This window comes from Edaphobacter sp. 12200R-103, assembly GCF_010093025.1.
Lineage (GTDB): Bacteria > Acidobacteriota > Terriglobia > Terriglobales > Acidobacteriaceae > Edaphobacter.
In genome coordinates, this window is sequence record NZ_CP048114.1 from 864,635 (window position 1) to 877,207 (window position 12,573).

At 57.8% G+C, this 12,573-nt stretch carries 12 protein-coding genes; 6 read left to right on the top strand and 6 right to left on the bottom strand.

What is annotated here, in order from left to right:
• Positions 1-71: 71 nt before the first annotated feature.
• Positions 72-851 (bottom strand): ThuA domain-containing protein, encoded by a 780-nt coding sequence (locus GWR55_RS03560; RefSeq protein WP_162401030.1) that lies wholly within the window; start codon positions 849-851, stop codon positions 72-74.
• A gap of 93 nt (positions 852-944) precedes the next feature.
• On the opposite strand from GWR55_RS03560, the gene GWR55_RS03565 reads away from it, so the two are divergent.
• Positions 945-2,297 carry an enolase C-terminal domain-like protein gene (locus tag GWR55_RS03565; protein ID WP_162401031.1) on the top strand — a complete coding sequence of 451 codons (1,353 nt, stop codon included), beginning with the start codon at positions 945-947 and terminating at the stop codon, positions 2,295-2,297.
• An 88-nt stretch (positions 2,298-2,385) separates the two neighbouring features.
• Here GWR55_RS03565 and GWR55_RS03570 read toward each other — a convergent pair whose 3' ends face one another.
• The 3 genes from GWR55_RS03570 to GWR55_RS03580 are packed head-to-tail and all read right to left on the bottom strand — an operon-like array spanning position 2,386 to position 4,427.
• Positions 2,386-3,177 carry an energy transducer TonB gene (locus GWR55_RS03570; protein WP_162401032.1) on the bottom strand — a complete coding sequence of 264 codons (792 nt, stop codon included), beginning with the start codon at positions 3,175-3,177 and terminating at the stop codon, positions 2,386-2,388.
• A gap of 24 nt (positions 3,178-3,201) precedes the next feature.
• Complete coding sequence (locus tag GWR55_RS03575) at positions 3,202-3,618, bottom strand: biopolymer transporter ExbD (RefSeq protein ID WP_162401033.1); 417 nt, start codon at positions 3,616-3,618, stop codon at positions 3,202-3,204.
• 2 nt (positions 3,619-3,620) lie between these two features.
• The gene (locus tag GWR55_RS03580) at positions 3,621-4,427 is read right to left on the bottom strand and encodes a MotA/TolQ/ExbB proton channel family protein (protein WP_162401034.1); all 807 of its coding nucleotides are present in this window, start codon (positions 4,425-4,427) and stop codon (positions 3,621-3,623) included.
• 202 nt (positions 4,428-4,629) lie between these two features.
• Here GWR55_RS03580 and hemW point away from each other — a divergent pair, with 202 nt between their 5' ends.
• The gene (hemW, locus tag GWR55_RS03585; protein WP_162401035.1) at positions 4,630-5,847 is read left to right on the top strand and encodes a radical SAM family heme chaperone HemW; all 1,218 of its coding nucleotides are present in this window, start codon (positions 4,630-4,632) and stop codon (positions 5,845-5,847) included.
• Between the two features lie 25 nt (positions 5,848-5,872).
• Positions 5,873-6,904, top strand: a complete 1,032-nt coding sequence (gene ltaE / locus GWR55_RS03590) for a low-specificity L-threonine aldolase (RefSeq protein ID WP_162401036.1) — start codon at positions 5,873-5,875, stop codon at positions 6,902-6,904.
• Here the strand turns inward: ltaE and GWR55_RS03595 are convergent.
• The gene (locus GWR55_RS03595; RefSeq protein ID WP_238398620.1) at positions 6,897-8,615 is read right to left on the bottom strand and encodes an ATP-binding protein; all 1,719 of its coding nucleotides are present in this window, start codon (positions 8,613-8,615) and stop codon (positions 6,897-6,899) included. The two genes, ltaE and GWR55_RS03595, sit on opposite strands and share 8 nt — an antisense overlap.
• An 86-nt stretch (positions 8,616-8,701) precedes the next feature.
• Entirely contained in the window at positions 8,702-9,079 is a 378-nt protein-coding gene (locus GWR55_RS03600) for a response regulator (RefSeq protein ID WP_162401038.1), read from the bottom strand.
• A gap of 194 nt (positions 9,080-9,273) precedes the next feature.
• Between GWR55_RS03600 and GWR55_RS03605 the strand changes: the two genes are divergently transcribed.
• The 3 genes from GWR55_RS03605 (at position 9,274) to pstS (ending at position 12,471) form a co-directional block, all read left to right on the top strand.
• Positions 9,274-9,984 (top strand): winged helix-turn-helix domain-containing protein, encoded by a 711-nt coding sequence (locus tag GWR55_RS03605; protein WP_162401039.1) that lies wholly within the window; start codon positions 9,274-9,276, stop codon positions 9,982-9,984.
• Positions 9,985-10,280: 296 nt separating this feature from the next.
• Positions 10,281-11,354, top strand: coding sequence for a cell wall metabolism sensor histidine kinase WalK (locus tag GWR55_RS03610; RefSeq protein WP_238398621.1), 1,074 nt, complete (start codon positions 10,281-10,283; stop codon positions 11,352-11,354).
• Between the two features lie 109 nt (positions 11,355-11,463).
• A complete protein-coding gene (gene pstS, locus GWR55_RS03615; RefSeq protein ID WP_162401041.1) occupies positions 11,464-12,471 on the top strand; it encodes a phosphate ABC transporter substrate-binding protein PstS in 1,008 nt (335 codons plus the stop codon).
• Positions 12,472-12,573 lie beyond the last annotated feature (102 nt).

Consider the following 12,573-nt stretch of genomic DNA (forward strand, 5'->3'; position numbering starts at 1 on the left):
CAGAGGTTATTTTTGATCGCGCCGGGAGGAACAAAACTGGGTTCGGAGCTGGAATTTCTATGACTTATGCCCTAATTCTTTCCGCGAATTGACCAGAGAATGCTTCGGCGGATGAGGTTGTAGAGGATGGGATTCGCGTAGTCCTCCTTGCGATGGCCGAGGGCGAGGTAAACTTCTCGGCTGCCGTCGAAGGTGTGGAACCAGGCCAGAGGAAGGGGATTGCGGTAGGAGTTTGGATCAGTCCGCATCTTTTCTAGCCCCGCGAGCTTTGTGCGATCGGTGACGAGAAACGGGTGAATGTCGGGGTTGAGATGGTCGGTGAAGTAGCACTCGTCGGTCCAGGAGAAGTCGCTGGAGAGGCCTTTGGCTGCCGGAAAAGACGGATCAGTGACGTGAATCGTGAAGGGCTGGAGGCGCGGGTGCTCAACGAATTTGCCGCCGACGACCTGCCAGAAGTACGGCCAGGAGCGCTCCGATCCTGAGGCGGAGTGGATGGCGACGAATCCGTGGTGGGACTGGATGTAGTGTTTGAATGCGGCGCGCTGATCTTCGCTGGTGAAGGCTTCGTTATTGCTGTTCGCGAAGATGATGGCAGCATACTGGCGAAGGTTTTTGTCGGTGAAGACATCGGGTGAGTCGGAGGAGTCGACGGTGAAGTGGCTTTCGGCGCCCATCTTCCGGATGGCCTCGACGCTGGTCGCGATATTGTCGTGGACGTAGCCCTTGCCGTCAGGAGTGTAGTTGCGGGTGTAGACGAGGACTTTGGGTTGGACGGCGAGAGCTGGGATAGCGAGAGCGATGGCGAGTGAGGCGAGTCTCAGGAAGATGCGCACCTGAGCATTATGAGGCACCGTTGCATTTTTCCTCGTGGGAAATTGTTCTGGGATGGGCGAACCGCAGTTCCTGCGACTTCGCTGCGCTTCGCTCGTGTAAGCTTTCGTGTCATGGCAATGAATCGACGGGAGATGTTGAAGATGGCCGCGGCCTCAGCGGCCTGCGGTGTGAGCGGGCCTTTGCTGTTGGGCGCGCAGAGAGCGGAGGCGCAGGTTGCGAAGGCAACGCGGGGTATGGCCGCGCCGAAGATCAAGGACATCAGCGTGATCGAATGCGAGCCCGCGGGGGTTCGGCTGACGGTGGTGAAGATCACGACGGACCAGGATGGTCTTTACGGATACGGCTGTGCCACGTTTACTCAGAGAGCCGACCTGGTGAAGCCGGCAGTGGAGAGGTACCTGAAGCCGCTGCTGTTGGGGAAGACGACGGACCGGATCGAGGACATCTGGTGGACGTGCTACGACAGCTCGTACTGGAAGAACGGGCCGGTGCTGAACAACGCGATCAGCGGGATTGACCAGGCGCTGTGGGATATCAAGGGACGGCAGGCCGGGATGCCGGTGTATCAGCTACTGGGCGGGAAGGTGCGCGAGGCGGTGGATACTTATGCGCATGCCGATGGTGCGGATTACCCGGATGTAGTGGCGTCGGCCAAGAAGTACATCGATCAGGGATTTCGCAATGTGCGGGTGCAGATTGGAATTCCGGGGATGGCCGGGTATGGATCGCGGTCCGGTGGCCAGACGAACTACAAGCCTTTGCATGACAAGCCATTCTTCGAGCCGGCAGTGTATATGCATCGCGCGCTGAAGATGCTGGAGACCTGCCGGAAGGAACTGGGAGACGATGTGAACCTGCTGCACGACGTGCACGAGCGGCTGGCGCCCAACCAGGCGGTGCAGTTTTGCAAAGACGCGGAGCAGTTCAGGATGTTTTTCGTAGAGGATCCTCTCTCTCCGGAAGATCTGGCGTACTTCAAACAGATTCGCGCGAACTGTACGACTCCAATTGCGATGGGTGAACTGTTTAATTCGCCACATGAGTGGCAGCCTCTGATTGAGGGCAGGCTGATCGACTACATTCGCTGCCACCTGTCGCAGATGGGAGGCCTGACGCCGGCGCGCAAGGTAGCGATTCTTGCCGAAAATTTTGGGGTGAAGACGGCGTGGCATGGTCCCGGGGATGTGTCGCCGGTGGGACACATGGCGCAGGTCTCGCTCGATATCGTCAGTCCGAACTTTGGCATTCAGGAGTACACGCCGTTCAATGACCGAACCAGGCAGATCTTTCACGGATGCCCAGAGATGAGGGATGGATATTTCTGGGTGAACGAGGCTCCAGGGTGGGGGATTGAGATTGATGAGAAAGAGGCCGCGAAGGCTCCGTTCACGCAGAGTAAGAATGGACTGAATGGGGGGTGGGGAGAGATCCGACGGTTGGATGGGACTGTGATTAAGCAGTGAGGTGTGGTGGTGCTGGCATCCTGCGAAGAAATGTGGGGGTTCCTCGACTCGCTACGCTCGCTCGGAATGACACGTCAGGAAGGATGGGTTAGGGCTGCGTGTAGTGGAAGGTGTATTCGACGGTGATGTGATCGCCGGCAGGGAGAGGGCCGAAGCCATCGACACGCTGCACGGCGCGCAGAGCCGACTGGTCGAGTGAAGGTGAGCCGCTGCGAGTCTCGATACGCGGATTGGACGGAGATCCGGCGCGATTGATGTCGAAGAGGATAGTCACGCTTTTGCCTACGGAGGCGCGTGGATCGGCCTCCTGGGTGTACCAGTTCTGCGCGACGGTGCGGTTGACGATATTGACGTAGTAGGCAAAGCGGCTGCCGAAGGTGCGGTCCTGCACCATGGCCGACGCAGTTCCGTTCTTCAGTTCCAGTGTGGACTGCGGAATGCGAATCCCGGCCGTCTCGCCTGTCGCGGCCTTGTTGGGCTGAGGAGGCGTGGGCTGTGGATGCTTAGGCGGCGCGGGTGTCGGTTTTTCAGCGACCTTGGTCGGCTTGGCCTTCTCCGGAAGCGTGACCTCGTGAGGCTCGGGAGGCGGCTCGGTCTTCTGCGGAGCGATCAGCGGCGCCGGGCTGGGATTGTCGGAAGTAAGGACGCCGGTGTCGAGCTCGCGCTGCTTTGGAGGCAGGGGGAGCGACGAGACCATGGTTGCCTGGATGGCGCCTGCGGTGGAGGCGTCCTCTCCCCAGTTGTGGCCACGGTTATGGAAGTAAGCAAGCGCAGTGATTGCGGCTGCGACGGCGAGATGGAGAATGATCGAGCCAAAAAAATTCTTCCGCAGATTGTCTTCTGCGAACTGCTCGTCGGGATTCCAGCTCAGGTCAGCCATGCGTTTCGGTACGGTATCTCGTCTTTACTTGTTTTCGATGGGGCGGGTGACGATGCTGATGTTGGTGATGCCCGCCTGCTTGACTGCATCCATGACGGATGCAAAGGCCCCGAAGGGAACGCGCTCGTCAGCCCGCAGATAGATGACCTGTTTGGCCGGATCGCCCTTGCCGGTGGAGCGGAGGCGCGCTGGAAGCTCATTCACGTTGATGGGCTTGTCCTGCAAAAAGACATTCTGATCGCGGTCGATGGTGACGACCATGCGATCTTCCGTGACCTGGTTGACGGTACGGGTCTTCGGAATGGCCACGTCGATGCCGGACTGCAGCACGGGCGCGGTCAGCATGAAGATGAGCAGGAGCACGAGGACGACGTCGACCAGCGGCGTGATGTTGATCTCAGCCAGCGAGCTCTGCGTGCGTCCCTTTGCGCTGAAGGCCATGGCTAGAACGTCCTCCGACGCGGCAGCTCTTCCACGGGAGCGTAGCCTTGAGACGGCGGCTGCGGAGGCTGCGTGGGGGTGACCATCGCGGCGTTTTCAATTGCGTTCAGCAGTTCGCGTCCGAAGTCATCCATGCGAGCGCCCTGCTCGCGCAGTCTTGCGGTGAGCTGGTTGTAGCCGATGACGGCGGGGATGGCGACCACGAGACCAGCAGCGGTAGTGATGAGAGCCTCGGAGATTCCGGGTGCTACAGCGCGAAGGGTGGCCGCGCCAGCGGTACCCAGGCCGTGGAATGCGTCGATGATGCCCCAGACGGTTCCGAAGAGGCCGATAAAGGGGGCGATGGCAGCGATGGTGGCCAGCCAGGTCATGCGCGATTCCATCCCGGTGAGCGCTTCGCTGGATGCCGTTGCGGCAGCACGCTCAAGCGCGACGGGATTGCGGGGAAGACCGCGGCCGCCGTTTTGGCGTTGATACTCATCGTGGATCTCACTGAAGACGGAGACCAAGGGGCTTGGCCGGAACTGTTCGGCGACGGTGGCGACCTCGCTGAGGCGGCTGGATTTGCGGAAGACGCGCAGGAAACGCTTGCTTTGTTTGTCTGCCTTTCCCAGGCTCGACCATTTCGAGAGCATGATGGTCCAGGAGAAGATGCTGGCCAGCAGAAGCAGGACCAGCACGGTGAACGCCACCGGACCGCTGTTATGGATCATCTCGGCAAGCGCACTTGAAGAGCCTGCATCGGTCGGAGGAACAGACGCGGCATCTACCTGGAAAATGTGAAGGGCGAGGGTCAGGGTCCAAATCATCGTTGTTTGTCCACCAGCAGCTAGTGTAAATGGTTCGACGACAGGGAGGCAGGAATGGCGTGCGTTGAAGAGGCATCTTCTTAGTGTGAAAAAAGGCACCTCCTTTAGAAGAAAGATGCGGTTTCAGTAAGTTGTGAGGGCGATGCATGGAGCCGCATGCAGGCTGTTTGCCGTGAAAGAATGATGCGAGAGGTTTCTCCGCGTGAGTTCGCCGGTCGGCATCTATCTTTCGATCCCTTTCTGTAAAGCGAAGTGCAGCTTCTGCAACTTTGCTTCAGACGCCTTCGGGATGGACCGGCTGGGGACCTATGTTGACCGGCTTTGTGAGGAGATTGGGCAGGCACGACTGAACGCTGAGGACATGGCAGCGTCGCTGGGGTTCTCGGCGGATACGATTTATTTTGGCGGAGGAACGCCGAGCCTGTTGTCTCCGGATCACGTGGACAAGATCTTCTCGGCACTGAGAAGGCTGTTCGAGATATCGGACAGGGCAGAGATTACCGTTGAGTGTGCTCCAGGACAATTAAATGCGGAGACACTTGAGGAGTTTCAGCGGCAGGGAGTGAACCGGGTCAGCCTTGGAGTCCAGTCGTTTGTCGATCGGGAAGCCAGGGCGGTTGGAAGACTGCATACAGGGGCGGAGTGTGAGGCGGAGATAGCGCGGTTGCACCGCGCAGGGATCGAAAAGACGGGCATCGATCTGATCGTAGGGTTGCCGCACCAAACAGAAGCGAGCTGGAGAGAGTCGCTGCAGCGGGCCATGGAGAGCGGTGTGGGGCATGTGAGTGTCTACATGCTTGAGGTGGACGAGGAGTCCCGCCTGGGCCGCGAAGCCCTTGCAGGCGGGGTGCGGTATGGCGCCGGAGAACTTCCATCGGACGATCAGGTCGCAGGCTGGTATGAGCTGGGATGCGAACTGCTGAATGCAGGCGGATTGCGGCAGTATGAGATCTCCAACTTCGGCAAGGAAGGCCATGTCTCGAAGCACAATACGAAGTACTGGCAGCGGCTTCCTTATATAGGCTTTGGTCTGGATGCACATTCGATGCTGTGTACGGATGGTGGGACGATCCGTTTTCAGAACGCAGATGAGCTGTCTCTGTATATGGCCGGGCCGTCCGATGATCTGTTTCCTATCGCGGGCGCTCTGAGTGCAAGGCCGGAGAGAGTGAGCATGGACGCGGCTTTCGAAGAAACGCTGTTTCTGGGACTAAGGATGGTCGAGGGGGTGAGGCTCTCGCGCCTGCGTGAGGAGTTCGGCGAGGCAAAGATGGCTTCGGTGATGCCTTCCATCCGGGAGGTATGCGATGCCGCGCTGATGCGAATGGACGCGGACCTTCTGCGACTCACTCCACGGGGACGGATGGCCTCAAACGAGGTGTTCAGCAGATTGCTGATTCCTGATCCGGCAGAGGTTTGAGATGAATGCAAGAGGAGCGAGCAGAATGATCGATCTTCGCAGCGACACCGTGACACGACCGACTGCGGCGATGCGGCAGGCGATGGCTGAGGCCGAGGTAGGCGACGACGTTTATGGAGAAGACCCCACGATCAATCGGCTGGAGAAGCGAGCTGCTGCTGTCTTTGGCAAAGAGGCGGCGATCTTTGTCCCTACAGGGACGATGGGGAACCAGATTGCGATTCGTTTGCACACGGAGCACGGGCAAGAGGTCATCTGCGAGGCGCGGTCGCATGTGTTGGACTGGGAGATGGCCACGATGGCGGCTTTTTCCGGGTGCCAGCCTCGTACCGTTGAGGGAGATCGTGGCGTTCTGACGTGGGAGAAGATTCGCAAGGCGATCGGACCGAAGATTTATTATCGCCAGCCGACTGGACTAATCTGCCTTGAGAATACCCACAACATGGCGGGCGGTACGGTGACTCCGCTCGAGGTGTTGCAGGAGATATGGCGCGGAGCAAGAGAGACAGGGCTGCCGCTGCACCTGGATGGTGCTCGTGTCTTCAATGCGGCGGCCGCTTTAGGAGTCGACGTGGTCGAGCTGACTGCAGGGTTCGATACGGTGATGTTCTGCCTTTCGAAGGGACTGGGCGCGCCAGTGGGTTCGATGCTGGTGGGGTCGGCAAAAGCAATTGAGAGGGCAAGGACGTTCCGGAAGGCGCTGGGAGGCGGGATGCGGCAGGCTGGAGTGCTGGCGGCCGCAGGTCTGATTGCGCTGGAGGAGATGACGCGGCGTCTATCGGAAGATCACCGGAATGCTCGTCTGCTGGCAGAGGCTGTTGCGAGTGAGGCGAGCACGGAGCTCGATCTCGACAGCGTACAGACAAACATTGTGATCTTTACCCTCAAAAGCGAAGGGGATGCTCCCGCTTTTTGCGCTGCGCTGAAGCAGAAGGGAATTCTAACCAGCGCGATTGGACCGCACAGCGTCCGGCTGGTAACTCATTACGACGTCGATCGATCGGTGTGTGAGGAGGCGGCGGGGCTGATCGTGGAGCAACTGAGGAATCTTAATTAGTCTCGACGGTGTTGAAGGCAGGCTTTTCGGGGAGAAATACGGTTACGGCTGTGCCGTGGGTTGCTGAATCGGTACTGCTGACGATGTTGATGGAGCCGCCGTGTTTGTTGACGATACCCTTGCTGACCCAGAGGCCAAGTCCGGTCCCGTTTTCGCCTTTTGTGGTGAAAAACGGCTGGAAAAGCTGGGAGAGGATCTCCTGGGGGATTCCCGGTCCGTTGTCCTGAATGTCAATGGAGGCGCCAGCGGCTGGGGACCCGGCATTCGTATAACAGGCGCTTACCCGGATATTGCCACCCGGACTGCAGGCTTCAGCGGCGTTTGCGAGGAGATTGGTGAAGACCTGGCGAAGCTCAGCTGGAAATGCATGGACCCTGACGGGAGATGGGATATCCGTGTGGAGGGTAACCTGCAGCTCAAGGAAACGATGTTCCATGAGGAGCAGAACGTCTTCGAGGGTTGATTTGATTTCGACGGAGACTGGAGCGCGCGATTCACGGTAAAGGCCGAGCATGGCGCGGCTGATCTGAGTGACGCGGGCGAGTTCACTCTCCGCCATATCGATCAGTTGTGGAAACTCCTCTTGAGACGTTCCGTTGCGCATCAGGTAGAGAAGATTGGAGACCGCGTCCAGAGGATTATGAATCTCGTGCGCAATCGTGGCGGCAAGCCGGCCTGTTACGGCGAGCTTCTCGTTGGAGAGCAGCGTTTCCTGAGTCCGGCGTTCGAGCGTGATATCGCGGAAGACGAGAACGATTCCGATGATCTCCTCGGTCTGATCACGAATGGGAGCCCCGCTGTCTGCAATCAAAATGCGGGTTCCGTTCTTACGAATCAATGCAGTGTCCTGGGCTACCCCGACGACGCTTCGGAGCCGCTTGACCTTGGCGACCGGGGTTTCGACGGCCTTGCCGGTGGACTCGTTGACGATATGGAAGACATCTTCCAGCGGTCGGTTATGGGCTTCGGCCTGGGTCCATCCGGTGAGATCGCAGGCGACCGGATTCATCATTTGGATCCGGCCTTCGGCATCACAAGTGATGACTCCATCTCCAATGGATACCAGGGTGGTCCGCAGGCGCTGCTCGGACTGGAAGATCTCTTCAGCGCGGCGGCTGAGGACCTCGAGCGATGTCCTGTAAGCGGAAGAGACGGCCTTAAGGCGGCTACGGGTAAATAAGCCAATGAGAACTCCCATGCCAAGTGCGATAGCAAGGAGAGCCTCGACGGTATTGCGGACCTGGCGGTGCCATTGCTCGATGCGAATGGAGCGTGCTGCCTCGGCGTGCTGCGTAATGCTCCGGATGTCCTGCCGGACCTGGTCCATCAGCGTTTTGCCGTAGAGATTGAGGGTGACGTCGTTGGCGGTTCCGCCGGCACGGACGGTCGCCATGATAGGCAGGGCGAAGGCATCGTGCCAGTTCTGATACTCGTTGCGTAGATCTTCGACGTTATATCTCTGATTGGCGTCGGCCTGGACTGCCGTGGCCAGATTATCCAGTTCGCCCTGGATGGTGGATTCTGCCTGGCGGAATTCGGTGAGAAATCGCTCATCGCCGGTGGCCTGGTAGCCGCGAAGGCCGGATTCCTGATCGAGGACGAGCTTGGCAACCAGTGCAGCCTGTGTGATGTTGGCGTCGTTATCCTGGATAAGCCGGACAGTCTCGTTGGCGCCCCGCACCTGAAGGTAAAGTGCACCAGCGGTGATCAAAAGAGCAATGATGGGCAGTAAAAAGACTTGCCGCAGAATTCGATTGAATTCGGTGAGATTCACGTGGTCCGTTCACTCAATCGCAGTTATGGAGCGGCTACAGGCTGCTGCAATAATCTGCCAAGTTTCTGAAGAAGTACGGGTGCCCCTTCGGTCTTCGTCATATAAAGGTCCACCAGTGAGGTTACTTCACCGGGAAGTCCAATATATGCCGAGAGCAACAGAATGGGGACATGCGGCTTAATCTGCCGCAGCCGGCTGGCCACTTCTCCCCCATGCATTCCAGGCATGGAGTAGTCGAGGACGACTACATCGACAGGCTCGTTTTCGAAGACCGAGATGCCGCTGACGCCATCGGTTGCCGTAAGGACCTGGTAGCCGGCACGCTCAAGGACCATCTTCCGCACCTTGAGCCCAACCAGTTCATCATCGATACAAAGAACGAGGGGGAAATTCCTTGGCATAGACATCATCCCGGTAAGGTCAACGTGAATGGCAGATAGAGATCAACAGTGGAACAATATGGCAGTTTCGAGTATACGCACGCCCCCTTACGGCGTACCAGTCATCAACGATTTACATTCCGTTAGCAATCCTAGAACCTGCATTGCGCTAAGCTAGTCACCGGAAGGTCGCGTAATTCAACGAGGTCGAATACTTGAGTCAGACGATTTTTCTATTGGAAGACGATGCCGATATCTCGCGGCTGGTGCAGTATCATCTTGAAAGTACTGGATTCAGTGTCAGGCCTTATCCCGCAGTAGGTCAGATACTTCAGGACGCAGAGCGGCAGCCTCCGGCGCTCTTTCTTCTGGATATTATGGTTCCTGGTGGTGACGGCCTCGATCTCTGTCGGCGGCTTCGGCAGAACCCCACCCTCAGCATTATCCCTATCATCTTCCTGACGGCCCGGGCGGCTGAGAATGACCGCGTTCATGGGCTTGAGCTGGGAGCGGATGACTACATTACCAAGCCGTTCGGCACCCGTGAGCTGGTGGCCCGGGTAAAGGCTGTGTTGCGCCGGTTTGAGCGCCCGACCACGCCATCCATGGTGAAGTTTGACAATATCGAGATCGATGCGGGCGCCATGCAGCTTCGGGTAGGTGGCGAGCTGGTAACGACGACCGCGACCGAGTTCCGTCTGCTGGATTATCTGGCCCGGCATCCGGGGCGGGTCTTCAGCCGTGACCACTTGCTGGATGCAGTCTGGGGAGACGCCCGTTTTGTGACTCCGCGATCGGTGGATGTTTATGTGCGACGCATCCGTGAGAAGATCGAGCTGGATCCGGAGACACCCCGGTTTCTGAAGACAATGCGCGGAGCAGGGTATCGTTTCGAGATTCCCAAGGCAGCGCAGATTCCGGCTTAGGGGCCGGGGTGAAGGGAAGTTTGTTTCTTCCATTTCTAATTTCTGTTGCGGTCGGTCTTCTCCTCGCTGTAGTCGTGGCTTCTGCGGGGTGGGCTGTCTCGGCTCTCTTTATTGCGATTGCCAGTGTGTGCGTGGCTTTGTTATGGACTCGCTGGATCCGAAGAGATGCCCGTGTCCTTGAGGATGCCATATCCCAGATTGGCGTGGGAAAGGAACGCCTGTCAGAAGAGGGTTCAAACCCCTCATTTCGGAATTTTAAGGATCTTTCGCATGCCATAAAACAGGCCTCCGACAGAGTGGATCGTTCTCTGACAGACGCCGCCGAGAGCAGGCAAGAGCTCGAGGCGATGATCGACAGCATGCAGGATGCTGTGATCGCTGTTGACGCAGCAGGACGAATCCAGTGGACGAATCAGAGGATGCAGAAGCTGATTCCCGGCATGTCGTTTTCAAATGCGGTTCGCGTGGGGCATGCCCTGGTTCAGACTATCCGGGACCCAGATGTTCTGGACTGTATGCGGGTTGCGTTGGAACAACGGGTGGTCAGCGAACGGCGGTCCACTTCGCTGCTGCCGGGAAAGATATTTGAGATAGCCGCGTCGCCTATGCCGGGCGGAGGCGCGGTTGCCGTATTGCACGACATTACGCGCATTGAACAGGTGGAGCGAACCCAGCGGGACTTTGTGGCGAATGTGAGCCATGAGTTGAGAACACCCCTGACCTCAATTACAGGATATGTGGAGACTCTGCTGGATCATGAGCAGGAGTTGAGCCCGCAGGCTCGGGAGTTCCTGACCACCATTCATAAAAATGCCACTCGGATGAATCGTTTGACCGAGGACTTGCTGGTCATGGCGCGCGTCGAGTCTTCCGAACAGGAATTGCATCCAGTGAGCCTGAGGGCAGACATGCTGGTGCGCGATGCCGTGCAGGCGATGAGCGGCATGGTTCAGGACGAGGAGGCCGTGCTCGAGATCGGAGAAACCGTCCCCGATGAGGTAATGGCAGATCAGGATGCGGCGGTTCAGGTCCTGAGCAACCTGATCGAGAATGCGATTAAATACGGCAGGCATCCGACCAAGGGGCGCAGCCGGGTCATCGTAAGTGCTCACTCTCAGGAGAACTTTGTAGAGTTTCGGGTGCAGGACTTTGGACCAGGAATTGCTTCGGAACATCTGCAGCGCATCTTTGAGCGCTTCTATCGGGTGGATAAGGCGAGATCGCGCGAATCGGGAGGCACGGGGCTAGGGTTGGCGATCGCCCGTCATGTGATCGAAGGCCAGGGAGGGGCAATCCGGGTGGATAGTGAGTTGAATGTAGGAAGTACCTTTATTTTCACTCTCCCACGGGTGCTATCCAGGGCAGATTGATCTGTTTTTATGGTTTTCACTCCGATGTAACCTTCCCGTAACAATAGCGGGTCAGACTTGAAGCAGGTAGTGAAGGTCTGTTTGTAGCACGACTTGCGAGGGGTGAAGAGTGAAAAAGAGCTTAATAGCGATTGGCGTGCTGGCACTTGCGGCCATCGGAGCCAGCGCACAGAACTTGAACGGAGCAGGCGCAACGTTTCCTAATCCGATCTATTCCAAGTGGTTCAGCGAGTATAACCATCTGCACCCTTCGGTGAAGATCAACTATCAGTCCATCGGATCGGGCGGCGGGATTCGCCAGGTATCGGATGGGATCGTTGATTTCGGCGCCAGTGACGGACCGATGAGCGATCAACAGATGGCTGCAGCGAAAGTCAAGACCCAGCATATCCCCACTGTACTGGGAGCCGTGGTTCCTGTTTACAACATTCCAGGACTCAACAAGGATCTCAACTTCTCCGGAGATGTGATCGCCGATATCTACCTGGGCAAGATTACGAAGTGGAATGACCCCCGCATCGCCAAAGACAATCCCGGTGTCAACCTGCCGGCCAAACCGATTCTTCCTGTCTATCGTTCGGACGGCAGTGGCACCACCTACATCTTCACGGATTTTCTTTCGAAGGTGAGCCCGGAGTGGAGCACCAAGGTGGGCAAAAATACGTCTGTGAAGTGGCCCGTCGGAATCGGGCAGAAAGGCAACGAGGGCGTCGCCGGAATGGTGCGCCAGTCTCCAAACTCCTTCGGTTATGTCGAGTTGATCTACGCCCTGCAGAACAAGATGTCGTTTGGCTCTGTAAAGAATGCTTCGGGTAAATATGTCAAGGCGAGTCCGGAAGCTGTAACTGCCGCGGCGGCTGCAGCAGCGAAGACCATGCCCGCTGACTATCGCGTCTCTATTACAAATGCCCAGGGTGCGGCCTCGTATCCGATCTCAAGCTTCACGTGGCTGCTGGTACCGACGCATTCAACCGATGCATCGAAGATGAAGGTCCTGAAGGATTTTCTGGGCTGGATGCTCGATCACGGTGAGAGCGAAGCCGCCGGTCTCAGCTATGCGCCGCTTCCCAAGCAGGTGCAGGATATGGTGCGCAAGACTATTGCTCAGATCAAGTAACGATCTCCTGCCGCGCGTGTTCCTTCCCGACGACACGCGCGGCAAGAGCGCATTTAGCGGCTAGAATAATTCTGGGCTTCAGTTGTAAAAGTTTCTCCCACG

Excerpts from the sequence above, each read along its gene's own strand:
- GWR55_RS03600 (WP_162401038.1), bottom strand. The coding sequence starts at position 9,079 with ATGCCAAGGAATTTCCCCCTCGTTCTTTGTATCGATGATGAACTGGTT.
- GWR55_RS03565 (WP_162401031.1), top strand. The coding sequence starts at position 945 with ATGGCAATGAATCGACGGGAGATGTTGAAGATGGCCGCGGCCTCAGCG.
- GWR55_RS03570 (WP_162401032.1), bottom strand. The coding sequence starts at position 3,177 with ATGGCTGACCTGAGCTGGAATCCCGACGAGCAGTTCGCAGAAGACAAT.
- ltaE (WP_162401036.1), top strand. The coding sequence starts at position 5,873 with ATGATCGATCTTCGCAGCGACACCGTGACACGACCGACTGCGGCGATG.
- GWR55_RS03575 (WP_162401033.1), bottom strand. The coding sequence starts at position 3,618 with ATGGCCTTCAGCGCAAAGGGACGCACGCAGAGCTCGCTGGCTGAGATC.
- GWR55_RS03580 (WP_162401034.1), bottom strand. The coding sequence starts at position 4,427 with ATGATTTGGACCCTGACCCTCGCCCTTCACATTTTCCAGGTAGATGCC.